Genomic DNA, 25,902 nt, shown 5'->3' on the forward strand with positions numbered 1-25,902 from the left:
GAGACGGGTGGGTGGGGGGTAAGGCTTGGAGGGTGGCCCTTCAGCCCACCGAGACGGGTGGGTGGTGGGGAAGGTTTGGGCGGTGGCTTCTCAGTCGACCGAGTCGGGTGGGTGGTGGGTAAGGCTGGTGGGTGGGGATGGGGCGGAGCTGTGCTCACCGCCCCGCCAACGTCACCGCCTGGTCCAGTGCCTGTAGGAACCGGTTCACTGTCGCCCGGTCCCGCACGGCGAGCCGTAGCCACTCCTCGTCCAACCCCGGGAACGTGTCCCCACGGCGGACGGCGAAGCCCAGGTCGCGGAGATGACGGCGTACGGCGACCGCATTGGGGACGCGGAGGAGGACGAACGGTCCCTCGGCGGGTTCCATGACGCGGAGCCCGTCGGGGGCGAACTCGGCTAGCCCGGCGACGAGATGGGCACGGTCGGCGGTGACGCGGTGCGCCGCGTGGGCGGCCTCGGCAAGGGCCCGCGACTCCATGCAGGCCTCCGCCGCGGCGAGGGCCGGCGTGGACACCGGCCAGAGCGGCTGGGCCCGCTCCAGTTCCGAGATCGTCGCGGGCGCGGCCAGGACGTAGCCGATCCGCAGCCCCGCCAGGCCCCAGGTCTTGGTGAGGCTGCGGAGGACCACCAGGCCGGGGAGGTCGGTCCGGCCCGCCAACGACTCCCGTTCACCCGGCACCGCGTCGATGAACGCCTCGTCGACCACCAACGTCCGCCCAGGGCGGGCAAGTTGGGCGATCACCGCAGCGGGGTGCAGGACGGACGTCGGGTTCGTCGGGTTGCCGATCAACACCAGGTCCGCGTCCTCGGGCACCGCCCGCACCGCTTTTGGGCCGAGTCGGAAACCGTCCGCCTCGCGCAACAGCACCCGCCCCACCGAGTGCCCCGCGTCCCGCAGCGCCGCCTCCGGCTCCGTGAACTGCGGGTGCACGACCACCGGCTGACGGACCTTCAGCGCACGGGCGAGCAGCACGAAGGCCTCGGCGGCACCCGCGGTCAGCAGCACCCGCTCCACCGGCAGCCCGTGCCGCGCCGCGATCGCCGCCCGCGCCGCCCGCCCGTCCGGGTAGGCGGCGAGCCCGGTCAGCGAACCGGCTATTCGCTCCCGCAGCCAGGCCGGTGGCGTGTCCGCGCGGACGTTCACGGCGAGGTCGGTCAACTGGGCGCCGTCGTCCCGGACTTCGACGTCACCGTGATGGCGGAGATCGTAAGCTCTGTCCGTCGGATCGTGGCCGTGGGCTCTGTCAGTGTGCATGGGCGTGCCCACCGTGATGGTGGTGGCCGTCGTGGTCGTGGCCGTCGTCGTCCGGGTGGAAGTGCGGCTGCTGCGGCTGCCCCACCTTGTCCTCGAAGCCCGGCAGCGCGATGCGGTACACACAGGAGTCGCAGTTCATCCGCAGATCGCCCTTGACCGCCTCCCGGTACCGCTCCATCACCAGGTCCAGCAACTCCGGCTCCGGGCCTATGACTTCGGCGGACAGGACGTTGATCTCCGGGTGCGCCGCCGCCCAGCCCTCCGTCTGGTGCCGGACCCGCTCCGGCAGGATGCCGGTGAACAGGAAGTACGGCAGGACGACGATCCGCCGGGCACCCAGCTTCACGCACCGGTCCAGGCCGCTCGGCACGTCCGGCGCCGCCAGCGACACGAACGCCGGTTCCACGCCCGCGTATCCGCGCCCTTCCCACAACAGCCGCGCCGCCTTGTGCACTTCGGCGTTGGCGTCCGGGTCGGTCGAACCGCGCCCCACGAGCAGCACGGTCACATCGGCCCGGTCGGCGGGCGTGCGCGCCGATTCGCCGAGCGCCTCGTCGAGCCGCCGCTCCAGCACCTTCAGCAGCGAGGGATGCGGGCCCAGCGGACGGCCGTACGTGTACGAGATCCCCTCGTGCCGCTCCTTCTCCCGGGCCAGCGCCGCCGGGATGTCCCCCTTGGCGTGCCCGGCGGACACCAGCATCAGCGGTACGGCGGCGAACTGGCGCACCCCGCGCTCCACCAGCTCGGCCACCGCGTCGCCCAACGGCGGCGGCGACAGTTCGATGAACCCGCCCGCGACGGGCAGTTCGGGGTGACGGCGGCCCAACTCCCGTACGAAGGACCGGAACGCCTCGGCTCCGGCCTCGTCCCGGGTGCCGTGTCCGGCGATGAGCAGGGCGGGCGGCGGGGTGGTCACGATTTCTCCTCGGACAGTGATGGGGACGGTGATGGGGACAGTGCTTCGGATGATGAAGGCGATGAAGGCGATGAAGGTGACGAAGGTGACGAAGTGGGGTGATACAGCAGGGCGTTGAGCGCAGCCGAGGCCACCGCCGACCCGCCCTTCTCGGACACGTTGCTCACGGCCGGTAGCCCGCTCTCGCGCAACGCGGCCTTGGACTCGACCGCGCCGACGAAGCCGACGGGCAGCCCGATGACGAGCGCGGGGGAGGCGTCCAGCGTCAGCAACTCCTCCAGGGCGGTCGGCGCGTTGCCGATCACCCAGAGGGCGCCGGGCCCGACCTCCTCGTAGGCGAGCCGGATCGCGTGTGCCGAACGGGTCAGCCCCGGCCCGGACTTGGCGTCCCGGAGCCGGCACACGGTCTCGCGCCGGGTGATCCCGGCCGCGACCATCCGCACGTCCACGACCACCGGCGCCCCGGCGTGCAGCGCGCTGTGCGCCTTCGCCAACTCGCCCTCGTCCAGGACGAGATCGGACGCGTACTCCAGATCGGCGGCGGAGTGGACGACCCGCTCCACGACCGCACGGGTCAGCGGTGGGAGGTGCGAGGTGTCCAGCCGGGCGCGCATCCGCCGGTAGGACTCCACCTCGATCGGATGAACCACACGGTCCGCACGGTCCACGGAACTCACTTCGCCACCTCCTGCGCTGCCTGTGTCGCCTGCCAGCGGTACCCGCGCGGCGTCACCATGCGCCCCGCGATGTCCCGGGTGGCCGTGTTGCCCACGGTCACCACCGTCATCATGTCGACCCACGCCGGATCCAGCGCGGCCAACGTCGTCAGCCGGCTGGACTCGTCGGGCCGCGAGGCGTTCCGTACGACACCGACCGGCGTCGTCGGCTCCCGGTGCCCGGCGAGGATCGCGAGGGCCTTCGGGAGCTGCCAATCCCGGCCCCGGCTACGAGGGTTGTAGAACGTCACCACGATGTCCGCCTCGGCCGCGGCCCGCACCCGCCGCTCGATGACCTCCCACGGCGTGTGCAGATCGGAGAGGCTGATGGACACGTGGTCGTGGCCGAGCGGCGCCCCGAGGATCGCCGAGGCGGCCAACGCGGCGGTCACGCCCGGGACTCCGACCACGTCGATGTCGTCCGACGCCTCCGCGAGCGCGGGCGAGGCCATCGCGTAGACCCCGGCGTCCCCGCTGCCGATCAGCGCGACCGCCTGCCCCTTCCGTGCCTCGGCCACGGCGGTACGGGCCCGCTCCTCCTCGGCACCGAGCCCCGACTCCAGGACCAGCGTCCCGGGCCGCAGCAGATCCCGGATCTGGTCGACGTACTGGTCGAGCCCCACCAGCACGGCAGCGCGCCGGAGTTCGGCCTTCGCACGCGGCGTGAGCAGATCCCGGGCGCCCGGCCCGAGCCCGACCACCGCGAGCCGCCCGCGCGCGAGCCGTCGTACGACAGCACAGGTCGCCATCGCCGGCTGCCCGTCGGCGCGCTCCGACTTCCGCTTGGGGACGAGGAGTTCGCCCCCGCCGACGAGCGCGGCGGCCTCCGCCACGGACGGCGTGCCCACGGCGGCGAGCGGCGCGTCCGACGGATTGGGCACCTCTACGGCCGCCAACTCCCCGGCGGAGTGGGTCACCAGCGGCACGCCGAGCCGCTGAGCCGCCTGGACGATGCCCGGCTCGTCCGCCTTGGCGTCCACGGTGGCGAGTTCGGCGAGGTTGCCGACGGACAGCCCCGCCTCGCGCAGAGCGTCGTGGACCAGTCCGAGCACCTCGTTCACGGGTGCGCCCTTGGACGCGCCGACCCCGACGACGAGCGACGGCGGGCGCAGGAGGACCTCCCGCTCGCCGGGTTCGACGGCGCGATCTGTGACGCGGATGACGTAGGCACCCTGGGGCGACACCTTCAGCGGCGGCAGCGGCCACGCCAACTCGGCGTCCAGGGCGACCGGTTCACCGTCCAGGAGGGCCCGTGTGACCCCGGCGACATCTCCCTCCACGGGGAACCCGAGTGTGTCGAGACCGGGCACACCGACCGCGTCCGTGGCCGTCGTCACCACCGGCTGCGCGGCGAGCAACTCACCCACCTCCACGGCGAGTTCATTGGCCCCGCCACCGTGCCCGCCGACCAGCGACACGGCGAACCGGCCGCCCTCGTCGACGCACACGACCCCCGGGTCGGTCCGTTTGTCGGACAGCAGCGGGGCGATCAGCCGTACGACGGCTCCCGTGGCGAGGAAACACACGAGCTGCTCGCACTCCGCGAACGCGGCCCGGACGGCGTCCCCGACGGGACCCTCGTACACGCGCGTGCGGTCCGGCCACGCGGCGGCCAGCCGGTCGCGCGCCGTCGCTCCCACCGCGGTGGCGGAGATGAGGCCGATCACTGAGCAACTCCTTCAACAGGTGCCGGAGGCCGGACGCCCCACAACAGGAAAACAGGATTGGTGGCCGCGAGCCGGGTCACGTCACCCGGCAGCGGCGCGAGCCGGGACGACTGCAACAGCACCCCGTCGACCGCGAGTCCGGCCGCCGAGAGAGCCTCCCGTACGGCCGGTACCCGGTCCAGCGCGGCCATCGCGACGACCACGGTCCGCCGGGCCCGCCGCGCGCACGCGGTGACGATGGCGGGCAGTTCGCGCCCGCCCCCGCCGACGAACACGGCGTCGGGATCGTCGAGGTCGGACAGCACGGTCGGCGCCGCCCCGTGCACGGTGTGGACGTCGACGCCGTGCGCCGTGGCGTTGGCGCGGATCCGCTCGACACCGTCCCGGGTCTTCTCGACGGCGGTGACGGCGGCGCCGAGCCGTGCGCACTCGACGGCCACGGACCCGGAGCCCGAGCCGACGTCCCAGACCAGGTCGCCGAGGCGCGGCCCGAGCCGGGCCAGCGCCAGCGCCCGTACCTCGAACTTGGTGATCATCGAGTCCCGGTGCTCGAACTCCCGCTCGTCCAGGGCCCATTGGGCAGGCCCGACGGCGGCTCCGGCGACCGTCCGCACGGCACCGAGCGCCCGCGACTCGTCCAGACACAGCACCACGCTCACCGCCGTACCCCAGTCCCGGGCGGCGGCCTCGGCGGGCGTGACCCGCTCCACCTGCTCCTCCCCGGAGCCCAGCGCGGACGCGACGACGAGGACGCGCCCGCCGGTCCGGTGGGTGAGCGCGGCGCCCAGTTCTGCGGGTCCGGCCCCCGGCCCGGTCAGCACGGCGACCTTGGGATGCGCGCGGCACGCGTTGACCGCCGTACGCAGGTCACGTCCGTGCGCGCTGACGACGACGGCGTCGTCCCAGGTCAGACCGGCGCGCGCGAAGGCGGTGGCGACGGAGGAGACGCCGGGGCGGACGTCGAGGGCGTCGCTGGGGAACCGTTCCGCCAGCGCCCGGACGATCCCGAAGAACCCGGGGTCCCCCGAGGCCAGCACGACGACGGGCTCGCCCTTCTCGACGTAGGCCTGGATGGTGTCGAGGGCGGGCGCCAGTGGACCGAGGACGACCTGCTCGGCGTCCTCCGGGACCGCGACGGCGGCGAGATGCCGCCGGCCGCCGACGACGAGCCGGGCGCCGGAGAACGCGGCCTTCGCGACCGCCGCGCCCGTCCCCATCCCGATGACGGTGATCACGTGCTCGCACCCCGCGAGCGCAGGGCCCGGCGGGCCTCCGGGTCGGCCTTGCGGTAACCGTGGAAATGGCCGGGGTGGTAGAGGTGTGAGCGGGTGCCGTGGGCGTCGAGGGCCGGGCCGACCAGGAAGAGGGTGTGCTTCCAGAGCTTGTGCTCCTTGACCGTCTCCTCCAGTGTGGCGATCGTGCACTTCACGATCAGTTCCTCGGGCCAGGTCGCCTGGTAGGCGACGACGACGGGCGTCTCCGTCGGATAGCCGCCCTCCAGCAGTTCCCGCACCAACTGCCCGCTGCGGGCGGCCGACAGGAAGATCGCCATGGTCGTGCCGTGGCGCGCGAACTCGCGGACCTCCTCGCCGGGCGGCATCGGCGTCTTGCCCCCGCCGAGCCGGGTGAGGACGACGGACTGCGCGACCTCGGGGATCGTCAGCTCGCGCTGCGCGAGGGCGGCGACGGCGGAGAACGCCGAGACCCCCGGGACGATCTCGGTCGCGATCCCGATCGCGGCACACCGGTCGACCTGTTCCTGAGTGCCGCCCCAGAGGGCAGGGTCGCCGGAGTGAATACGCGCGACGCGCAGCCCTTCGCTCCGGGCCCGCCCGTAGACGGCGACGACGTCCTCCAGGGACATCGTCGCCGAGTCCAGGATCTCGGCGCCCACGCGCGCGTGGTCCAGGACCTCGGCCTGCACCAGGCTGGCCGCCCAGATCACGACGTCGGCCTCGGCGATGGCGCGCGCGGCACGGAACGTCAGCAGGTCGGCGGCGCCGGGGCCGGCACCGACGAAGGTCACCTTGCCGGTGGGGGTATCGGCATCGGCTTCGGCCATGGGTCGGATCCTCTCAAACACAACATGCGGAACACGCGGAACATACGGAACGTGGGAGACGTGGGGAACGTCAATACGAATGGGGGCGGAGTGGGCCAGGATGTGCGCGAACAGGGGTTGATCGGATAGCAAGGGGACTATGGCGGTCTTCGTCGCGCTCGGCGCGTTCCTGATGACGCTGGCCGGCGGCTGGACGGCACAGCGCGTGACCGACCGCCGCCATCTCGTCCTGGGCCTGGCCGGCGGCCTGATGCTGGGCGTGGTCGGCCTCGACCTGCTGCCGGAGGCGCTGCACGCGGCGGGCCGCGAGGTCTTCGGCGTACCGGCCGCCCTGCTGCTCTTCGTGGCCGGCTTCCTCGTGGCCCATATGGTCGAACGTCTGCTCGCCGCCCGCCAGGCCTCGCACGGAGCCGAGGAAAACAACGGCCGCGCGCCCGAGGTGGGCCTCACGGCGGCGTCCGCGATGGTCGGCCACAGCTTCATGGACGGGGTCGCCATCGGTGCCGCGTTCCAGGTGGGCGGCGGCATGGGCACGGCGGTCGCGCTCGCGGTCATCGCCCACGACTTCGCGGACGGCTTCAACACGTACACGATCACGAGCCTGTACGGCAACGCCCGCCGCAAGGCGATCGCGATGCTGGTCGCGGACGCGGCGGCCCCGGTGGCGGGTGCCGCCTCGACGGCTTTCCTCACCATTCCGGAGGCCCTGCTCGGCGGTTATCTCGGCTTCTTCGGAGGCGTGCTCCTCTACCTCGCCGCCGCCGAGATCCTCCCCGAGGCCCACCACGAACACCCCGCACCCGCGACCCTGCTGTGCACCGTCGCGGGAGCGGCGTTCATCTGGCTGGTGGTGGGCCTCGCGGCAGCCTGATCGACGACCGGTCACAATTTGCCGCCCCGCCCGCCCTCACGCCGCGCGGGCGCGATGAGCGTGGAGAGGTACGGCAGCGGCTCTCCGTCCAGTTCGGCGGCGGGCCGGATCGACTCCTCGGGCAGCCCGAGCGCCGACCCCCACACCGCGTCCCCGATCCGCCCGGTCACCCGCAGCGCCTCGGCGACCTCCGCCGCCTGCCGCCCGAACTTGTACGCCACGACCGTCCCCGGCCCGGCCAACGCGTCCTTGAGCACGGCGGCCCCCGCGGTCACCGGCACGAGCGTGAGCGGCTCGGTCCCCTCGGTGAGTACGGCCCCGGACCGCGCCGCGAGATCCTGCATGGCGGTGATCCCGGGCACGGTCTCGACGACGGTCCCCGGCACCAACTCCCCGATGGTCAGGGCGAGATAGGTGAAGGTGGAGTAGACGTTGGGGTCCCCGATGGTGGCAAACGCGACGACCGGATGAGAGCCAAGCAGCTCGGCGACCTTCGCCCCCGCGGCATCCCAGGCGGCCTCGCGCCGGGCCCGGTCGGTCCGCTCGTTCAGCGCGAACACAACCCGCAGCACCTTCTCCTCGGGCACGTAATGCAGAACGGTGGCCTCGGCCCGCCCCCGCTCCCCGCTGTCCATGACGGGCACCACCACGACATCGGCGGCCCGCAGAGCATTGACACCCTTGACGGTCACCAGCTCGGGATCGCCGGGACCCACCCCGACTCCGATCAACCTGCTGCTGCTCATGACGTCCGGCACCTCTCCACGAACCGACGGGCCACACCGGGCTCGGCCGCCCAGTGCGTGTGCAGATAACTCGCGTGCACACCCTGTTGTACGAAACCTTCGACCCGCCGTTCAGGAGCGCGAACCCCCCAGGCGGGAGCCGCCCCCGAGCCGGGCTCGACGACGGTCCGATGAAACTCGTGCCCGCGCATCCGCGTCCCGGCCACGGCCAGCGCACTGTCGCTCAACGCGACGGCATCCCGATACCCCAGGGTCAGCCGCTCGCTCATCCGCGCGGACGCATCGAGCACCCCGCACATGGGCATCCCGTCCAACTCCCTGGACAGGTAGAGGAGTCCGGCGCACTCGGCGGCAACCGGCGCGCCACTGTGGGCGAGCGCGCCGACGGCCTTGCGCAACGGCTCGTTCGCCGACAACTCAGCCGCGTACACCTCGGGAAACCCGCCCCCGATGACCAACCCGCGTGTCCCGTCGGGAAGTTGCTCATCCCGCAGCGGATCGAATACGACGACCTCGGCACCGGCCGCGGTGAGGAGTTCGGTGTGCTCGGCGTAGGAGAAGGTGAAGGCCGCGCCGCCGGCGACGGCAACCTTCACTTTCGAGCTGGCGTGGGCAGATTCAGCCCGTCCTGCGTTTGAGGGCGAGGAAACCAAAGCCTCACCCGCATCCCAAGCCGCACACGACAACGCCCCCGCACTACGCGCCAGCGCCAACAACCCCTCAAGATCACACCCGGCGTCCACCTGTGCAGCCATCGCCGCGACAGCCTCCACCGCAGCCGACTGCCGCTCAGCCACCGGCACCAACCCCAGATGCCGAGAAGGCGTATCCACCTGAGGAGCCCGCCGCAACACACCCAGCACAGGCACCCCCGCCGAGTCCAACGCCTCCCGCAACAACGCCTCATGCCGGTCGGACGCCACCTTGTTCAGGATCACGCCCCCAACCCGGACCTCCGGATCCCAGGAAGCGAACCCGTGCACCAACGCGGCAACGGACCGAGACTGCGAAGACGCGTCGACGACAAGAACGACCGGCGCCCGCAGCAACTTCGCCACATGCGCCGTGGACGCCAACTCCCCTTCCCCCGCGGCCCCGTCGTACATCCCCATCACACCCTCGACAACAGCGAGATCACACCCGCGAGCGCCGTGCGCGAAGAGCGGCCCGACCAACTCCGGCCCGCACAGATACGCGTCGAGATTCCGCCCCACCCGCCCGGTCGCGAGCGCGTGATACCCGGGATCGATGTAGTCCGGCCCGACCTTGTGCGGAGACACGGCAAGCCCCCGCGAGGCGAACGCGGCCATCAACCCCGTGGCGACGGTGGTCTTGCCACTGCCGGACGAAGGCGCGGCAATGACCAGCCGAGGGACGGAGGAGGACAAGGACGTCACGGCAGCTTCACCACTCGATACCCCGCTGACCCTTCTGCCCGGCGTCCATCGGGTGCTTGACCTTGGACATGTCGGTGACGAGGTCGGCGTACTCGACGAGCTTCTCGGGCGCGTTCCGCCCGGTGATCACGACATGCTGGTTCCCGGGCCGGTCCCGCAGCACGGAGACGACCTCATCGACATCGACCCACCCCCAGTGCATCGGATAGGCGAACTCGTCCAGCACGTACAGCTTGTAGGTCTCGGCGGCGAGATCCCGCTTGACCTGCTCCCACCCCTCGCGGGCCTTCTCCTCGTTGTCCATCTGGGAGTCGCGCTGAACCCACGACCACCCCTCGCCCATCTTGTGCCAGTCGACGGACCCGCCCTCGCCGGAAGCCCCCAGCACCCGAAGGGCGTTCTCCTCGCCGACCTTCCACTTCGCCGACTTGACGAACTGGAACACCCCGATGGGCCACCCCTGATTCCAGGCACGCAAGGCGAGCCCGAAAGCGGCAGTCGACTTGCCCTTCCCAACTCCCGTATGCACGACGACAAGTGGCCGATTTCGACGCTGACGGGTCGTCAGTCCGTCGTCCGGTACGACACTCGGCTGCCCCTGCGGCATTACGCGGCCCTCCTCTGAACGTCCTTGACCAGCCCGACGATCGAGTCCGCCCGCAACTCGTCCAGCGTCACCGCCGTGCCCTCCAGTTCACCGGCCAACTGCCCGGCCAGCCCCAGCCGTACGGGCCCCGACTCGCAGTCCACGACCACGGAAGCGACCCCGTCGGCGGCGAACAACCGCGCCGCCCGCCCGGCAAGCGCGACCGGCTCGGGCCCACCCGTGGCCCGCCCGTCGGTCACCAGGACGACCAACGCCCGCCGAGCCGGATCCCGCAACCGCTCCACCCGCAGCACGTCATGCGCCTTGAGCAACCCGGCGGCAAGCGGCGTACGCCCACCCGTCGGCAACGACTCCAGCCGTACGGCGGCGGCGTCCACGGAAGAGGTCGGCGGCAGGGCGACATCAGCGGCGGACCCCCGGAAGGTCACGAGCCCCACCTTGTCCCGCCGTTGATACGCGTCGAGCAACAACGACAGCACAGCTCCCTTCACCGCACTCATCCGCTGCCGCGCCGCCATCGACCCGGAGGCGTCCACGACGAACAGCACGAGGTTGCCCTCACGCCCCTCCCGCGTCGCCTGCCGCAGATCGTCCCGGCGTACGACCAGCCCACGCCCGGCCCGTCCACGCGCCAGCTGATGCGGAGCGGCGGCCTGGACGGTCGCCGCCAAGTGCAGCTTGGTGAGCGCCCCTTGGGGCCGTCGCGCCCCGGTGGTCCGCCCGTGCTCGGTCCGCGCCCGCGACCGTCGTCCGGCGGCACCCTCGCCGAGACCCGGCACGCTCAACATCTTGGTCCGGAAGGGCTCGGAGGCCCGCACGGGCTGCTGCTCGCCCGAGCCCGTGCCCGAAGGCTGCGGTTCCCCGCCCTCCCCGGCCTCGGGCTGCGCCCCGGCGTCTCCGTCCTGAGGCCCGTCGGAATCCGACTCGGGCGGCTGCCCGCCACCTCCGCCGGAACCGTCAGGACCGCCGTCCGGATCCGGATCGTCGTCCTCGGGCTCCGGCTCCTGCTCCGCGAACTCCTCCAACGTCTCGTTGAGCTTGTTCTCGTCAAGTCCCGGAGCGTCAAAGGGATTTCGCCGCCGCCGGTGCGGCAGCGCGAGCAACGCGGCCTGCCGTACGTCCTCGGCGAGCACGTCGGTCCGCCCGGCCCACGCGGCCAGCGCGGTCGCCGTACGGGCCATCACGATGTCGGCCCGCATGCCGTCCACCTCGAAGGCGGCGCAGGTCGCCGCGATCTGCCGCAACGCCCCGTCGCCCAGCCGCACCGACGGCAACAGCGCACGCGCGGCGATGATCCGCGCCCGTACGGAGGACTCCTCGTCCGCCCAGCGGGTGGCGAACCCTTCCGGATCGTCGTCGTAGGCGAGCCTGCGCCGCACGACCTCCACCCGCTGGTCGGGCTCCCGGGAGGCGGCGACCTCCACGGTCAGGCCGAAGCGGTCGAGCAACTGCGGTCGCAGTTCGCCCTCTTCGGGGTTCATGGTGCCGACGAGCAGGAAGCGGGCGGCGTGCCGAACGGAGACGCCTTCGCGTTCGACGTACGACGCGCCCATCGCCGCCGCGTCCAACAGCAGGTCGACCAGGTGGTCGTGGAGGAGGTTGACCTCGTCGACGTAGAGGATGCCCCGGTGCGCGTCGGCGAGCAGACCGGGCTCGAAGGCCTTGACGCCCTCGGCGAGCGCCCGCTCGATGTCGAGCGCGCCGACCAGCCGGTCCTCGGAGGCGCCGACCGGCAACTCGACCATGCGCGCGGGGCGTTGGGCCCCGGGCCCGGTCTCGTGCGGGCCGTCCGGGCAGGCCGGGTCGGGGGAGGAGGGATCGCAGGAGAAGCGACAGCCGGGGACCACGGCGACCTCCGGCAGCAGTGCCGAAAGCGCGCGCACGGCCGTCGACTTGGCGGTGCCCTTCTCGCCGCGCACCAGCACACCGCCGACCGCCGGCGACACGGCGTTCAGCAGCAGCGCCAGCCGTAGATCGTCCTGGCCGACAACGGCCGTGAACGGAAAGGGAGTTGTCACTTGTCGTCGCCCTCCAGGTCGCCTTCGAGCTCCAGGTAGGTGGCCCGCAGTCGTTCCAGCGTGTCCGCGTCCGGCTCGGCCCACAGACCGCGCTCGGCCGCTTCGAGCAGCCGCTCGGTGATGCCGCGCAGCGCCCACGGGTTGGACTTCTTCATGAAGTCCCGGTTCTCCGGGTCGAAGACGTACTCCGCGCTGAGCTTCTCGTACATCCAGTCGTCGACGACCCCGGCCGTCGCGTCGTACCCGAAGAGGTAGTCGACGGTCGCCGCCATCTCGAAGGCGCCCTTGTAGCCGTGCCGCCGCATCGCCGCCATCCAGCGGGGGTTGACGACACGGGCGCGGAAGACGCGGTGCGTCTCCTCGCCCAGCGTGCGGGTCTTCACCTGGTCCGGGGTGGCCGAGTCGCCGACGTAGGCCTCGGGAGAGGTGCCGGTCAGGTGGCGGACCATGGCGACCATGCCGCCGTGGTACTGGAAGTAGTCGTCGGCGTCGACGAGATCGTGCTCGCGGGTGTCAACGTTCTTGGCCGCCACGGCAATGCGCCTGAACGCGGTCTCCATGTCCCCGCGCGCCGCCCGCCCGTCGAGCCCGCGCCCGTAGGCGTATCCGCCCCACACCGCGTACACCTCGGCCAGGTCGGCGTCCGAACGCCAGTTGCGCGCGTCGATCAGCGGCAGCAACCCCGCCCCGTACGCCCCCGGCTTGGAGCCGAAGATGCGGGCCGTGGCCCGGCGTCGGTCGCCGTGCTCGGCGGTGTCCTCGTCGGCGTGCTTGCGGACGTAGTTGGACTCGGGCGGCTCCTCCAGCTCGGCCACCGCCCGCACCGCGTCGTCGATCAGTCCGACGACGTGCGGGAACGCGTCCCGGAAGAAGCCGGAGATGCGCACCGTGACGTCGATGCGCGGCCGGCCCAGCTCCGTGACGGGCACGATCTCGAAGCCGGTCACCCGGCGCGAGGCGTCGTCCCAGACGGGACGGCAGCCCAGCAGCGCGAGGATCTCGGCGATGTCGTCGCCCTGGGTGCGCATCGCCGACGTACCCCAGACCGTGAGGCCGACGGACGTGGGGAACTCGCCGTTGTCCTGGAGGTAGCGCTGCACGAGCGAGTCGGCCAACGCCTGCCCGACCTCCCAACTCAGCCTGGACGGAATGGCCTTGGGGTCGACCGAGTAGAAGTTCCGGCCGGTCGGCAGGACGTTGACCAGACCGCGGGTAGGGGAGCCCGAGGGGCCCGCCGGGACGTAACCGCCGTCGAGCGCCAGCAGGATGTGGTCGATCTCGTCGGTGGTACGGGCCAGCCGGGGGACCACCTCGTCGCAGGCGAACTCCAACACCGCCACGGCGTCCGGGAGTTCGGCGCCGATGACGGCACGGACGAGCGCCGGGACCGCCGTGACCTCCCACTCCTGCGACTCCATGCCCTCGGCGAACCGGCGGCACAGCTGCTCCAGCAGATCGATCGCGTCGGCGGCGGAACGGGCCGGCCCGTCGACCAGCTCGGTCAGCTCCACCGGCACCTTCACCGGCGCACCGGGCTCGGCCAGCAACTCCTTCTCGACCAGGCCGAAGTGCTCGGCCAGCGCGGCCCGCAGACCCGGCAGCGCGTTCGCCTGCCCGCCCCACACCTGCGAGGCGCGCAGCACGGCGAGCACGAGGTTCACACGGGCCTCGCCGACCGGCCCGCCACCCAGGATGTGCAGCCCGTCGCGGATCTGCACGTCCTTGATCTCGCACAGATAGCCGTCGATGTGCATCACGAACTCGTCGAACGCCGCGTCGTCCGGCTGGTCGTCCACATGCAGGTCGTGGTGCAGCTCGGCCGCCTTCACCAGCGTCCAGATCTGCGCGCGCACGGCCGGCGCCTTCGTCGGGTCCAGGTCGGACACGAGGGCGTACTCGTCGAGGAGTTGCTCCAGCTTCGCCAGGTCGCCGTAGGTGTCGGCACGCGCCATCGGCGGCACCAGGTGGTCGACGACCGTGGCGTGACCGCGCCGCTTGGCCTGCGTCCCCTCGCCGGGGTCGTTGACGATGAACGGGTAGATCAGCGGGAGTTCGCCGAGTACGGCATCCGGCGCGCAGCCGCTGCTGAGCCCAAGTCCCTTGCCGGGCAGCCATTCCATGGTGCCGTGCTTGCCCATGTGGATGATCGCGTCGGCGCCGAAGCTGTTGTCCAGCCACCGGTACGCGGCCATGTAGTGGTGCGACGGCGGCATGTCGGGGTCGTGGTAGATCGCGATCGGGTTCTCCCCGAAGCCGCGCGGCGGCTGGATCATCACGACGACGTTCCCGAACTGCAGGGAGGCGAGCACGATGTCGTCGCCGTCGACGTAGAGGTTGCCGGGCGGCTCGCCCCACGCGTCCAACATGCCCTGCCTGAGGTCCGGTTCGAGCTTGTCGAACCACGCCTGGTAGTCGGCGAGCGGCACGCGCGCGGGAGCGGCGGCCAGTTGTTCCTCGGTGAGCCATTCGACGTCGTGGCCACCGGCGTTGATGAGTCGGTGGATCAACTCGTCCCCGTTGTCCGGGTGTTCGTCGACCCCGTACCCGGCGTCCCGCAACGCGTCCAGCACCCGGATCGCCGAGGCGGGCGTGTCCAGGCCGACCGCGTTGCCGACCCGCGAGTGCTTCGTCGGATAGGCGGTGAAGACGACCGCGAGCTTCTTCTCCGCGTTCGGCTTGTGCTTCAACTTCGCGTGCCGTACGGCGATTCCGGCGACGCGGGCGGCCCGCTCGGGGTCGGCGACGTAGACCGGGACGTCGTCCGGGCCCTCCTCCTTGAAGGAGAACGGGACGGTGATGAGCCGTCCGTCGAACTCCGGGATCGCGACCTGCATCGCGGCGTCCATGGGGGAGAGGGCGGCGGCGGACCCCTCCCAGGTCGCCCTGGACGACGTAAGGCAAAGTCCTTGCAGCACAGGGACGTTGAGGTCGGCGAGTGCGCCGATGTCCCACGCCTCCTCGTCGCCGCCGGCCGAGGCCTGCGAGGCGTGCGTACCGCCGGCGGCGAGGACGGTGGCGATGAGTGCGTCGGCCTTGCCGAGGATCTCGTACAGCCCGGAGTCGGCGCCGCGCAGCGAACCGCAGTACACGGCAAGGGCGTTGGCGCCCTTCGCCTCGATCTGGTCGCACAGGGTGTCCACGAAGGCGGTGTTGCCGCTGAGGTGATGCGCCCGGTAGAAGAGGACACCGACCGTCGGCCGGCCCTCGACGAAGGCACGCTCGCCGTGGACGCCGAACTCGGCCGTCTTCTGCGGCTCCTCGAAGCCCTCGCCCGTGAGCAGCACGGTGTCCGAGAGGAACCGGGCGAGTTCGGCGAGGTTCTCCGGTCCGCCCTCGACGAGATACCTGAGCGCCTCGGCGACCACACCCGCCGGTACCGACGACTCGGCCATCAACTCCGCGTCGGGGACGGTCTCCCCGCCCAGCAGCACGGTCGGAATCCCGGACGCCTTCAGCGCGGCGAGTCCGTCCTCCCAGGCGCGCTTGCCGCCGAGCAGTCGTACGACGGCGACGTCCGCGCCCGCGACGAGCGCGGGCAACTCGGCCGCCACGTCCACCCGGTTCGGGTTGCCGATCCGGTACCCGGCGCCGGAGGCCCGGGCCGCCAGCAGATCCGTGTCGGCGGTCGACAACAACAACACTGTGCTCATGCGGGCGCTCCCGGTGGAATGAAAGGCAGTCCTTGCGGCGCGCCGGACTCGATGAGTCGCCAGAGCGCGTCCGTGTCCGCGTGCTGTTCGATGAGGTCGCCGAGCCGGTCGAGCTGCTCCTCGCGCAGCGCGGCGAACGAGGTGTCGGGCGCCGGTACGAACCGGCGGCCCGCGGCGGCGGCCACCTCGCGCAGAAACGCCCGCCGGAACCCGTCCGACTCCAGCGAGCCGTGCCAGTGGGTACCCCAGGTCTGACCGACCCGGCACCCGTCCAAGAAGGGTTCTCCGCCGGTGAGTCGGGCGATTCCGTGGTGGATCTCGTACCCCTCGACCGGCTCGCCGAGGGCTTCGCCCACCGGCCGGGTGAGGATCTTCTCGCGCGCGAACCGCACACGCAGCGGCAGCACTCCGAGCCCGTCGACCGACCCCTGCCGGCTCTCGACCTCGTCGTCGATGTGCTCGCCGAGGATCTGGAAGCCGCCGCAGATACCGAGAGTCGGCCGCTGCTCGGCGGCCCGGCGGACGAGGGCGTCCGCGAGGCCGCGCTCCCGCAGCCACTCCAGCGCCTTCACCGTCCCCCGGGTCCCCGGGATCACGACGAGATCCGCGTCGGACAGCTCCTCGGGCCGGTCCACGAACCGCACCACGACGCCCGGTTCGGCGGCCAGCGCGTCCACGTCGGTGAAGTTGGACATGAGCGGGATCGCGCAGACGGCGACCCGCAGCACGTCCTCGCCCACCGGCGGCGCGGTGTTCGACTCGCGCACGGTGCCGCGCAACGAGATGCGCAGCCCGTCCTCCTCGTCGATCCCGAGCCCGTGCCGGAACGGCAGCACGCCGTACGTCCGCCGCCCGGTGAGGCCGTGCAGCATCTCCAACCCCGGTTCCAGCAGCGACACATCGCCGCGGAACTTGTTGACGAGGAACCCGGCGACGAACGCCTGGTCCTCGGGGCTCAGCAGCGCGACGGTTCCGAAGAAGGAGGCGAAGACGCCCCCGCGGTCGATGTCGCCGACGACGAGAACGGGCAGCCCCGCATTGCGCGCGATGCCCATGTTCACGATGTCGGTCCGCCGCAGATTGATCTCGGCAGGACTGCCGGCCCCCTCACAGATCACCGCGTCATACGTGCCCCGCAACTCGGCGAGACAGTCCAACACGGTCCCGAGCAGGGCCTCTTGCCGCCCGCCGTGATAGCCGCGGGCACTCATCTCGCCAACAGGCTTGCCCATCAGCACGACTTGGCTGGTGCGGTCGCTGCCCGGCTTCAGCAGCACGGGATTCATCAGCGCGGTCGGCTCGATCCGGCAGGCCTGCGCCTGCATGGCCTGCGCCCGCCCGATCTCGGCACCCTCGCGCGTCACGAACGAGTTCAGGGACATGTTCTGCGCCTTGAACGGCGCCACCTTCACGCCCTGCCGCACCAGCCAGCGGCAGATCCCGGCGGTCACGACACTCTTGCCGGCGTCCGAGGTGGTCCCGGCCACCAACAGCCCGCCGCCGCTCATGACGTCCGTCCCTTCACCAGCAGCCGCCCGGCGACACTGACCCCGAGCGCGAGCAGACCGACGCGCCGGGACAGCCGTACGGCACGCGCGATGTCCGGTACGGCGACGGCGCGTCCGTCGCCGTTGAGCACCGGCCGGTGCTCGACCCGGCCGCCGTAGGAGAGCGTCCCGCCGAGGCGCACGCCGAGGGCTCCCGCGAAGGAGGCCTCCACGGGGCCGGCGTTGGGGCTCGGGTGTTTGCGGGCGTCGGTGCGCCAGGCGCGGGCGGCACCGCGCGGGTCGCCGCCCGCGACGGTCGCGAGGGCGGCGGTGAGGCGGGCGCCCGGCCAGCCGGCCACGTCGTCGAGGCGGGCCGAAGCCCAGCCGTAGCGGCGGTACTTGGCCGACCTGTGGCCGACCATCGCGTCGAGGGTGTTCACCGCCCGGAAGCCGAGCAGGCCCGGGACGCCCGCGATGCCGCCCCAGACCAGGGCGCCGACGACCGCGTCGGAGGTGTTCTCGGCGACGGACTCGACGACGGCCCGGGCGATCCCGTCGGCGTCGAGGGACTGCGGGTCCCGCCCGCAGAGGTGGGGGAGCCGGGCCCGCGCACCGTCGATGTCACCGGCCTCCAGCGCCCGCCCGATGACTCCGGCCTCGCGCGCGAGGGAGGTCCCGCCGACGACGGCCCAGGTGGCGGCGGCGGTGAGGGCGGCAGAGGCCGTACGGGACGGTCGTAGGGCCGAAGTGGCCGCGGCGGCGAGGGTGATGGTGCCACCGACGCACACGGCGGTGTGCACGGCGCCCCAGCCCCGGTGGTCGCGCCACAGCACCTGTTCCACGGCGCCCGCGGCACGGCCGAAGGCGGCGACCGGATGCCCGCGGCGGGGATCGCCGAGCAGGTGGTCGCCGAGGAGGCCGGCGGCGGCGCCGTACGCGAAGACGCGATCGGCACGCATCGGGTCAGCCGATCGCTGGATCGGACACTGTGCGGGTACGGGACCTCGAACGACAGCCGAGCATGGCGGTATGTCCTCACTCAGGGTGTCCACGCCCTGGTTCGACGAGACCGGCGGTGAGAGTTCCTGGCTCCCGGGGGTGTCTACCCCGGTGACAGTGGCGGGACCGCGCCGGACTCGCACCGGCTTCCTCTTCTGCCGCCGTATATGGCTCCGGCAGTCCACCATGCTGTTGGAAGGGCCGTCAACTTACTGTTGACCTGCGGGGACGGAGTGTGCGGATGCCCACACGCGACGGGTCGGAGGGGTCACGCGGACGTGGGGTGCGGGACGACGATCCGTCCCGCACCCCACGCTCGGTCCAACTGGCGGCCGGTCAGGCCACGATCAGATAGATCCCATAGGCCACCGCCGCCGCGCAGGCCGCGAAGCAGGCGTACGCGCCGGTCAGGGCGAGGGGCGCGGAGTCGCCCTGGGCGGTGGCGCGTTCGCGGCGGGAGAGGCCGACGATGCCGAGGGTGAAGACGGCCACCAGGGAGACGGTGGCGACGAGGCTGACGCCGAAGACGGAGCCGAGGGCTGCCCAGTCGATATGCATGCTGATTCGTTCCTTCGTGTCCGGGGCGCGGGGCTCAGACGGCGGCGGCCGGCGGTGTCGCCGGGTCGGACCGCACGATGGGGGCCGGGTTCACGGGCGGCGAGGGGATCGTGGCCGTGAGGCCTTCGGAGAGGGCGACCGACGGGGGCGGCGGGGTCACGGCGGCGATCGCGGTGGTGATCACGCCGGCCGGTTCGTCGATCTCGTTGACGTTCGAGGCGTCGACGACCTGGCGGCGGGAGAGCAGCCAGATGCCGGCGCTGGAGGCGACCAGGAAGACGGCCACCAGCGCGGTGCCCCAGTCGCCGAGGTCGGTCACGGACTCGGCGAGCGCGCCGACCAGCGCGGCGGCCGGCAGGGTCAGACCCCAGGCGACGAACATCCGGGTCGCGGTCGACCAGCGGACGACACCGCCCTTGCGGCCGAGGCCCGCGCCCATCACCGAGCCGGAGACGGCGTGCGTGGTGGAGAGGGAGAAGCCGATGTGCGAGGAGGCCAGGATGACCGCGGCGGCGCTGGTCTGGGCGGCGAAGCCCTGCTGCGGCCGGAGGTCGGTCAGGCCCTTGCCCATGGTGCGGATGATGCGCCAGCCGCCGATGTAGGTGCCCATCGCGATGGCGAGGCCCGCGGAGAGGATGACCCAGGTGGGCGGGTCCGAGTCGGGGGCGATGGAACCGCCGGCGATCAGGGCCAGGGTGATGATGCCCATCGTCTTCTGCGCGTCGTTCGTGCCGTGGGCCAGCGAGACCAGCCCGGCGGAGGCGATCTGGCCGGCGCGGAACCCCTTGTCGGCGGCCTTGCCCCCGGAGTTGCGGCTCAGGGCGTAGGAGAAGCGGGTGGCGAGCAGCGCCGCGATGCCCGCGACGATCGGGGCGGCGACCGCCGGGAGCAGGACCTTGGTGACCAGGACGTCGCCGTGGACCGCGCCGGTGCCGGCCGAGGCGATGGTGGCGCCGATCAGACCGCCCATCAGGGCGTGCGAGGAACTGGACGGCAGGCCGACGAGCCAGGTCACCAGGTTCCAGAGGATCGCGCCGACAAGGGCGGCGAAGATGACCTCGGGACGGATGCCGCTCTCGTCGACGAGACCCTTGGAGATCGTGTTGGCGACCTCCACGGAGAGAAAAGCGCCCACCAGGTTGAGGGTGGCCGACATGGCCACCGCGACCTTGGGCTTGAGCGCACCGGTCGAGATGGTGGTGGCCATCGCGTTGGCGGTGTCGTGGAAACCGTTCGTAAAATCGAACGCGAGTGCGGTGATTACCACAATCGCGAGGATCAGCGAGAAGTTTTCCATTTACCCAGACAATCGTTCGAGGTCATCGGCGCGTTGACCGTAGGCAATCTGGATGAACGGAAGATGAACTGAGGGGGTCTCTGTGGTGGCCGGATTGCCTGGTGAATCACTCAGTAGCCCCGGGCGAACTTCCGCAGTTGGCTCACCGTCCCGTTGAAGAGATTCTGGTCACCCGGCAGGCTCCCGCTGTTGTCGTACTGCCAGAAGGTCCAGTACGACCATCCGGCGGGCAGCGAGCCCGCGTCCGCCGCGTTGTGGCGGGCGATCCACAGCGCGTGTGTCGAGGCCAGGGAGCTGTTGTCGCCCGTGCAGGTCTTCCACCACAGGGTGGTGGTGTAGATCACCGGGCGGCGGCCGGTCTCCCGGTTCACCTCGGCGCTGAAGGCCTTGATCCAGTTGACCATCGCGGTCTTGCTCAGGCCGTAGCAGCCGTGCTCCTTGTCGTACGGGTTGTATTCGATGTCCAGCGCGGGCGGCAGCGTCCAGCCGTCCGCCTTCCAGTCGCCGCCGTGCGCCACGAAGTACGCGGCCTGGCTCGCGCCCGACGACCTGTCCGGCAGGGCGAAGTGGTACGCGCCGCGGATGATGCCGGCCTTGCGGGCCCCGTCGTACTGCCGGTCGAAGTACGGGTTGCGGTAGGTGGTCGACTCGGTCGCCTTGACGTAGACGAACGTGGCGCCCTTCGCCTTCGCGCTCGGCCAGTCGACGTTCTTCTGGTGCGAGGAGACGTCGTGGCCCTTCGGCGAGCTCGCGGCGATGTCTGCGGCGACGGCCGGGAGTTCGGCGAGCGCGAAGGTGGTCGCGCCGACGGTGAGAGCGGCGACGGCGGCCGCGGTGAGGCGGGCGCGGGGGTTGGTGCGGAGGCGGATGCCGGTGCGGGCGCGGGTCAGGGACGGTGTGCGGTCATGGGCCATGTTTCCCCCGGGAACGGCGGCGTGTACGGCGGATCCCCCGGAGGTTGTCGGGTGATCCGTCGATGCCGGTCGGTCTCCAGCCGGGCGACTGGAGTGGGCGGTTCACGCCCATATGTCATCTTTCGGACGCGCGGCTTCCGGCCTAAAGTGCCTTCGCCCGAACGTGCGTTGGGGCACCGGCTGACAGGATCGCGACATGGCTGAGCAACGGCGGGACCAGTGGGGCGGGCGGGACGCCCGGGAGAGTGCGGGAGTTGTGGGGGAGACGCGGAGGAGGAGCGTGAGCGCCGATGAGGCGCACGCCTGGGGCGCACTCGTCGCGACCGCGCGCCGGACGGTCGCCGACGGCCTGGTCGTCGGCACCTCCGGAAACGTCTCGGTCCGCGTCGGCGACACCGTCCTGGTCACACCGTCGGGCGTCCCCTACGACCGCCTCGCACCCGCGGACACGGTCGGCGTCGACCTCGACGGCCGGCAGGTCCTCGGCACCCTGTTCCCGACCAGCGAACTGCCCATGCACCTCGCCGTCTACCGCAGCACCGACGCCCACGCCGTCGTCCACACCCACGCCGTCCACGCGACGGCCGTCTCGACCCTCGTCCCCGAACTCCCCTCCGTCCACTACATGTCCGGCGCCCTCGGCGGCCCGGTCCGGGTCGCCCCGTACGCGACCTACGGCACGGAGGAGCTGGCCGAGAACATGCTCCACGCCCTGACGGACCGTTCGGCCTGCCTCCTCCAGAACCACGGCACGATCGCCTACGGCACCTCCCTCGACCAGGCTTTCGACCGCACGGCCCAGCTGGAGTGGATGTGCCGGCTGTGGCTGACGGCGTCGTCGGTGCCGGGGTTGTCGCCGACGTTGCTGACGGGGGAACAGGTGGCCGAGGCGGGGGAGCGGTTGCGGGGGTATGGGCAGCGGGGACGCGCGGCGGGGTGAGGGAGCGCACCGCTGGGTGAGGGAGCGCACCGCTGGGTGAGGGAGCGCACCGCTGGGTGAGGGGGTGCGGGCGGTGGATGCGAGGGAGGTGGTATGGGCTGCGGTGAGGGGGTGGGGTCGGCTGGGGTGAGGGAGTGAGGGGGTGAGGTCGGCTGGGGTGAGGGTGAAGGGGTGAGGGGGCGGGGGTGACGGGATGAGGGGATCGGACGGCGAGGGATGAGCGCGGCGAGGGCTAGGTGGGCGCTCCCGGCGGCTCGCTTCCTTCGGGGCCTTCCGAGGCGTGCTTCCGGCGAGGACCCCTCCGGCGGCGCCGAGCTGCCTCGTGTCGCCCGCACTGCTCACCCGCACGGCGTCGCGCCACCGGCCCGTCTCGCGTCGTCTCCGTGCCACCGGCCTGCCTCGCATCCCCCGTGTCCCGCGCAACCGGCCGGCCCGGCGTCACCCTGGTGCCTCGTTCCCGCCAACCCGCCGCGCATCACCCCTGGGGTCCCGCGCGACCGGCGCGGTCCCCCCATCGCGTCGTCTCCGTGCCACCGGCCTGCCTCGCATCCCCCCCGTGTCCCGCGCAACCGGCCGGCCTGGCGTCACCCTCGTGCCTCGTTCCGCCAACCCGCCGCGCATCACCCCTGGGGTCCCGCGCGACCGGCGCGGTCCCCCCACCCTCACCCGCATGGCCACTCAAGGAGCGCCGGCTACCACCGGCACCGTGCCTTCCGCGATCACCGGGACGTCCCGGCCCCTCAACGCCGGCGCCTGCCCCCGAGGGGCGCCCACCGTCACTGCTCCGTCTCTGTCGCCGCCACCGGGACGTCCCGGCCCCTCAATACCGGCGCCTGCCCCCCCCGAGGGGCGCCCACCGTCACTGCTCCGTCCCTGTCACCGCCACCGAGACATCCCAGCCTCCCCGCAGCACCCGCCCCACCGACACCGCCCCTCTCACCGCCACCGGAACACCCCGCCCCGACAATCCCCCCGCCCTCTCCGGCTGGCCGCCAGCCGTCTCCCCCGGGACACTGGACCCGTGCGCACAGTCAAAGCGGCGGCCGCGGCCGTCTCCGTGGCCCTCGCGGCCGGTGCGGCCGGCGTCGCCGTCGGCCGGTTCGCCAGTGACGCCGCGCTGAAGGCGCCGCCCGGGCGTCCCCTGCCGAACGAACCCCGGCTCACGGTGCACTCCACCGCCGCCGGGCAGATCACGCTCACCCGGGACCTGGCGTCCCTGCGGCCCGGCACCTACGGCCTCGCCGGCGACGGCTCCCACGCTGTCGTCGGGCCCGTCGTCGAGACCGCGTCGGCCTCCGCCGACGCCGTCGTACGCCGCCTCGAACGCGTCACCCACGGCACCCTGCGCCCCGGCGACAAGGTGTGGCTCACCCCGAACGTCCACGTCGGCAACCCGAGCGCCGCCCTCGGCCTGGACCACGCCGACATCGACATCCCCGGTGAACTCGGCTCCCTGCCCGCGTGGTTCGTGCCCGGAGCGCGTAGCACCTGGGTGATCGCGGTGCACGGACTGGCCGCGACCCGCGAACTCTCCCTGAACGTCATGGAGTTCCTGCACCGCAACAGCTTCCCGGTCCTCGCCCTCGCCTACCGCGGCGACCTGGGCGCACCCCGCAACCCCGACGGCCTGGGCCACCTCGGCGAGACCGAGTGGCGCGACCTGGACGCGGCGATCCGCTACGCCGTGCGGTACGGCGCCGAGCACGTCGTCCTGTACGGCTGGTCCACCGGCGCCACCATGGCCCTGCGCGCCGTCGCCCACTCCGCGATGCGCGACCGCGTCTCCGGCCTGGTGCTGGACTCCCCGGTGCTCGACTGGGAGACCACGCTGCGCGCCCTCGCCACCGCCCGGCACACCCCGGGCGCGCTGCTGCCGCTGGCGGTCCGCGCCGCCCAGGGCCGCACGGGTCTGCACGGCGACCGCATCGCCGAGGCCGCCGACCCGGCCCGGCTCCGGGTCCCGACCCTGATCTTCCACGGCCCGGACGACACGGTGGCACCCTGGACCCTCTCCCGCCGCTTCGCCGCCCACCGCCCCGACCTGATCACCCTCCAGCCGGTCGACCACGCCCCGCACGGCGCGATGTGGAACGCCGACCCGGCCGGATACGAGGAGATCCTGCGCCGCTTCCTGACCCCGCTGATGTGAGCGGATGCGGGCTGCCGTGTTTCGCGCCCTCTGTTGTGATCCGTCGGGCCCGTACCGACCGCCCTCCCTTCACCACCCCGGACTCCCACCCTCAGCACACCCCGCCGACCTTCCGTTTAGCCCTGTACCACTGGCCTGATCCCGGTCCCCAGCCGCCCGCGGGACCCTGTGCCTTGGCCCTCCCCGTCGCCCGCCGTGACATTCCGTTTGGGTTTTCGGACCGTCAACCGGAAGACTGCACCCGTGACGTCCCGTATCCCGCGCGACTCCAGGCTTCGACTCGTCCGCCCGCGACCCCTGGCCGCCGCCCCCCGAGCGATGAACCAGCGGCGCTCGCGCCGCCCCGTACCCCGCCCTCCGGAGGGCACACCGGCCCCCGCGGAACTGGCCAGAATGGCTCGCTCCGGCCTGGCCGGGGCCGCCCGCGTCGCCCACTGGGCCGACGCCGCACTACGCCCCGGCCGTGACAGCGCGAGCCCCGACGGCAAAGGCACCCTCTCCGACGCGACCGCCGAACTCGCGGCCGAGGATCTGGGCCTGACCCCGGCTCAGGTCCGCGCCGACTGGGACACCGCCCGCCTCGCCGGCCTCGTCGAGGTGCACGGCGACGAGGCCCGCCCCGGCTGGCGGCTGCGCGCCTGGGACCGCGACGACAGCGCCGTCCTGCGCGGCTGGGTCGCCCTCTTCGACGCCTGGTCGCTCGCCCACCCGGAACCCCGGGAGCACGAGCCCTCAGCCGTCGCCGAGGTCGTCTCGGCCATGCCTCAGGTGCTCTCCTTCCTTCAGCTGTCCGCCGGGCCCGTCCCCGTCGAACAGCTCCTCGACCTCCTCGGCCAGCGGGTCACCGAACTGCGCACCGAGCGCTGCGAGATCCCCTACGGCCCCCAGCCCGAACCCGTCCAGCAGCCACCGGCCGTCGCCGACGCCCCTCTCGACCCCCTCCTCGACTGGGCCCTGCACGCTCTCGCCTCCGTCGGCGCCCTCACCTACGGCGACGCCCAGGCCACCCTCACCCCGCTCGGCAGCTGGGCGGTCTGGGTCAAGCTGGAGCAGATCTGCGTGGCCGCGCAGAGCCCCGCAGGGAACATCGAGCAGTCCGCCGAGGACATGCTCCGCGGCTGCTCCCAGCTCCGCCCGAACGCCGCCCGCGCCGAGTACCGCGCCTGGCTCGCCGCCCGCACCGTGGGCACCGCCGTCGGCCAGCTGATCGACGCCGCCCGCGGCGAGGACGCCCTGCTGCGCGGCCTCGCCTTCGAGGCGCTGCGCGTTGTCGGCGCCCCGGCCGAGCCCGACGTCCGCGCCGTCGCCGACGAGGCGACCCTGCGGCCGTACGCCCTGCTGTGGCTCGCGGAGCACGACGGGATCGACCCGGAGGACGCGCACGAGGTCCTCACCCGCGAAGAGGCCACCTGGTTGTGGGTCGACAGTGCCGCCGCCGTCGCCGACCACGGGGAGGCCCCGCTGTTGGTGCGCCACCTGGAGTCCGCGATCCAGCCGACCGTCCCGATGCTCCTCGACGAGGTGCGCGCCGTAGGCCATCCCCGCACCGTGCAGGTCCTCGTCGCGCTCGCCGCCGCCCACCCGGACCCGGCGCTCGCCAAGGCCGTACGCCGGGCGGCCTTCCAGGTGCACACGGGGGGAAGCTAGGCGCGG

Annotated in this window: 20 protein-coding genes and 1 riboswitch; of the genes, 4 read left to right on the forward strand and 16 right to left on the reverse strand. The window is 72.4% G+C overall.

Features of this window, described 5'->3' with window-relative positions:
- Positions 1–154: 154 nt before the first annotated feature.
- From cobC to cobM, 6 genes are read right to left on the reverse strand one after another with little or no spacing between them, the layout of a single operon-like run.
- Complete coding sequence (gene cobC / locus OG226_RS37010) at positions 155–1,255, reverse strand: Rv2231c family pyridoxal phosphate-dependent protein CobC (protein ID WP_329351266.1); 1,101 nt, start codon at positions 1,253–1,255, stop codon at positions 155–157.
- Positions 1,245–2,171: a sirohydrochlorin chelatase gene (locus tag OG226_RS37015; RefSeq protein WP_329351268.1), complete on the reverse strand. Its 927-nt coding sequence runs from the start codon at positions 2,169–2,171 to the stop codon at positions 1,245–1,247. The genes cobC and OG226_RS37015 overlap by 11 nt, the downstream gene beginning before the upstream one ends.
- Positions 2,168–2,785 (reverse strand): precorrin-8X methylmutase, encoded by a 618-nt coding sequence (locus tag OG226_RS37020; protein ID WP_329353629.1) that lies wholly within the window; start codon positions 2,783–2,785, stop codon positions 2,168–2,170. Before OG226_RS37020 ends, OG226_RS37015 begins: the two co-directional genes overlap by 4 nt.
- A gap of 59 nt (positions 2,786–2,844) precedes the next feature.
- The gene (cobJ, locus tag OG226_RS37025) at positions 2,845–4,554 is read right to left on the reverse strand and encodes a precorrin-3B C(17)-methyltransferase (protein WP_328684140.1); all 1,710 of its coding nucleotides are present in this window, start codon (positions 4,552–4,554) and stop codon (positions 2,845–2,847) included.
- Positions 4,551–5,789, reverse strand: a complete 1,239-nt coding sequence (gene cbiE / locus OG226_RS37030) for a precorrin-6y C5,15-methyltransferase (decarboxylating) subunit CbiE (protein ID WP_329351269.1) — start codon at positions 5,787–5,789, stop codon at positions 4,551–4,553. Before cbiE ends, cobJ begins: the two co-directional genes overlap by 4 nt.
- Complete coding sequence (gene cobM, locus OG226_RS37035) at positions 5,786–6,616, reverse strand: precorrin-4 C(11)-methyltransferase (RefSeq protein WP_328684142.1); 831 nt, start codon at positions 6,614–6,616, stop codon at positions 5,786–5,788. Before cobM ends, cbiE begins: the two co-directional genes overlap by 4 nt.
- Before the next feature lie 139 nt (positions 6,617–6,755).
- Here cobM and OG226_RS37040 point away from each other — a divergent pair, with 139 nt between their 5' ends.
- Positions 6,756–7,487 (forward strand): ZIP family metal transporter, encoded by a 732-nt coding sequence (locus tag OG226_RS37040; RefSeq protein ID WP_328684143.1) that lies wholly within the window; start codon positions 6,756–6,758, stop codon positions 7,485–7,487.
- An 11-nt stretch (positions 7,488–7,498) separates the two neighbouring features.
- Here the strand turns inward: OG226_RS37040 and cobI are convergent, their stop codons facing one another.
- The 10 genes from cobI to OG226_RS37090 form a co-directional block, all read right to left on the reverse strand.
- The gene (cobI, locus tag OG226_RS37045) at positions 7,499–8,245 is read right to left on the reverse strand and encodes a precorrin-2 C(20)-methyltransferase (protein ID WP_328684144.1); all 747 of its coding nucleotides are present in this window, start codon (positions 8,243–8,245) and stop codon (positions 7,499–7,501) included.
- Positions 8,230–9,630 carry a cobyrinate a,c-diamide synthase gene (locus OG226_RS37050; RefSeq protein ID WP_329351270.1) on the reverse strand — a complete coding sequence of 467 codons (1,401 nt, stop codon included), beginning with the start codon at positions 9,628–9,630 and terminating at the stop codon, positions 8,230–8,232. The genes cobI and OG226_RS37050 overlap by 16 nt, the downstream gene beginning before the upstream one ends.
- A gap of 7 nt (positions 9,631–9,637) precedes the next feature.
- On the reverse strand, positions 9,638–10,237 hold the full coding sequence (cobO, locus tag OG226_RS37055) for a cob(I)yrinic acid a,c-diamide adenosyltransferase (RefSeq protein WP_026150966.1): 600 nt from the start codon (positions 10,235–10,237) through the stop codon (positions 9,638–9,640).
- Positions 10,237–12,255, reverse strand: coding sequence for a putative cobaltochelatase (locus tag OG226_RS37060; protein WP_329351271.1), 2,019 nt, complete (start codon positions 12,253–12,255; stop codon positions 10,237–10,239). The genes cobO and OG226_RS37060 overlap by 1 nt, the downstream gene beginning before the upstream one ends.
- Complete coding sequence (gene cobN / locus OG226_RS37065) at positions 12,252–15,905, reverse strand: cobaltochelatase subunit CobN (RefSeq protein ID WP_329351272.1); 3,654 nt, start codon at positions 15,903–15,905, stop codon at positions 12,252–12,254. The genes OG226_RS37060 and cobN overlap by 4 nt, the downstream gene beginning before the upstream one ends.
- Complete coding sequence (locus OG226_RS37070) at positions 15,902–17,413, reverse strand: cobyric acid synthase (RefSeq protein WP_329351273.1); 1,512 nt, start codon at positions 17,411–17,413, stop codon at positions 15,902–15,904. Before OG226_RS37070 ends, cobN begins: the two co-directional genes overlap by 4 nt.
- A complete protein-coding gene (locus OG226_RS37075) occupies positions 17,410–18,351 on the reverse strand; it encodes a cobalamin biosynthesis protein (RefSeq protein WP_329351274.1) in 942 nt (313 codons plus the stop codon). The genes OG226_RS37070 and OG226_RS37075 overlap by 4 nt, the downstream gene beginning before the upstream one ends.
- Before the next feature lie 98 nt (positions 18,352–18,449).
- Positions 18,450–18,592: riboswitch (cobalamin riboswitch) on the reverse strand.
- Between the two features lie 135 nt (positions 18,593–18,727).
- The gene (locus OG226_RS37080) at positions 18,728–18,949 is read right to left on the reverse strand and encodes a hypothetical protein (protein ID WP_033287090.1); all 222 of its coding nucleotides are present in this window, start codon (positions 18,947–18,949) and stop codon (positions 18,728–18,730) included.
- 34 nt (positions 18,950–18,983) lie between these two features.
- Positions 18,984–20,246, reverse strand: coding sequence for an inorganic phosphate transporter (locus tag OG226_RS37085; RefSeq protein WP_329351275.1), 1,263 nt, complete (start codon positions 20,244–20,246; stop codon positions 18,984–18,986).
- Between the two features lie 110 nt (positions 20,247–20,356).
- Positions 20,357–21,160, reverse strand: a complete 804-nt coding sequence (locus OG226_RS37090) for a lysozyme (protein ID WP_329351276.1) — start codon at positions 21,158–21,160, stop codon at positions 20,357–20,359.
- 196 nt (positions 21,161–21,356) lie between these two features.
- On the opposite strand from OG226_RS37090, the gene OG226_RS37095 reads away from it, so the two are divergent.
- The 3 genes from OG226_RS37095 (at position 21,357) to OG226_RS37105 (ending at position 25,896) form a co-directional block, all read left to right on the forward strand.
- The gene (locus OG226_RS37095; RefSeq protein WP_329351277.1) at positions 21,357–22,100 is read left to right on the forward strand and encodes a class II aldolase/adducin family protein; all 744 of its coding nucleotides are present in this window, start codon (positions 21,357–21,359) and stop codon (positions 22,098–22,100) included.
- Between the two features lie 1,021 nt (positions 22,101–23,121).
- Positions 23,122–24,249 (forward strand): alpha/beta hydrolase family protein, encoded by a 1,128-nt coding sequence (locus OG226_RS37100; protein ID WP_329351278.1) that lies wholly within the window; start codon positions 23,122–23,124, stop codon positions 24,247–24,249.
- 243 nt (positions 24,250–24,492) lie between these two features.
- Positions 24,493–25,896: a hypothetical protein gene (locus OG226_RS37105; protein ID WP_328684154.1), complete on the forward strand. Its 1,404-nt coding sequence runs from the start codon at positions 24,493–24,495 to the stop codon at positions 25,894–25,896.
- Positions 25,897–25,902: the final 6 nt, after the last annotated feature.

The sequence above is a fragment of the Streptomyces sp. NBC_01261 genome (genome assembly GCF_036226385.1).
Taxonomy (GTDB): domain Bacteria; phylum Actinomycetota; class Actinomycetes; order Streptomycetales; family Streptomycetaceae; genus Streptomyces.

Coding starts and splice junctions, on each gene's coding strand:
- OG226_RS37080 (WP_033287090.1), bottom strand. CDS start 18,949: ATGCATATCGACTGGGCAGCCCTCGGCTCCGTCTTCGGCGTCAGCCTC.
- OG226_RS37020 (WP_329353629.1), bottom strand. CDS start 2,785: ATGCGCGCCCGGCTGGACACCTCGCACCTCCCACCGCTGACCCGTGCG.
- cobC (WP_329351266.1), bottom strand. CDS start 1,255: ATGCACACTGACAGAGCCCACGGCCACGATCCGACGGACAGAGCTTAC.
- cobN (WP_329351272.1), bottom strand. CDS start 15,905: ATGAGCACAGTGTTGTTGTTGTCGACCGCCGACACGGATCTGCTGGCG.
- OG226_RS37085 (WP_329351275.1), bottom strand. CDS start 20,246: ATGGAAAACTTCTCGCTGATCCTCGCGATTGTGGTAATCACCGCACTC.
- OG226_RS37040 (WP_328684143.1), top strand. CDS start 6,756: ATGGCGGTCTTCGTCGCGCTCGGCGCGTTCCTGATGACGCTGGCCGGC.
- OG226_RS37075 (WP_329351274.1), bottom strand. CDS start 18,351: ATGCGTGCCGATCGCGTCTTCGCGTACGGCGCCGCCGCCGGCCTCCTC.
- OG226_RS37070 (WP_329351273.1), bottom strand. CDS start 17,413: ATGAGCGGCGGCGGGCTGTTGGTGGCCGGGACCACCTCGGACGCCGGC.
- OG226_RS37095 (WP_329351277.1), top strand. CDS start 21,357: ATGGCTGAGCAACGGCGGGACCAGTGGGGCGGGCGGGACGCCCGGGAG.
- cobM (WP_328684142.1), bottom strand. CDS start 6,616: ATGGCCGAAGCCGATGCCGATACCCCCACCGGCAAGGTGACCTTCGTC.
- OG226_RS37090 (WP_329351276.1), bottom strand. CDS start 21,160: ATGGCCCATGACCGCACACCGTCCCTGACCCGCGCCCGCACCGGCATC.
- cobO (WP_026150966.1), bottom strand. CDS start 10,237: ATGCCGCAGGGGCAGCCGAGTGTCGTACCGGACGACGGACTGACGACC.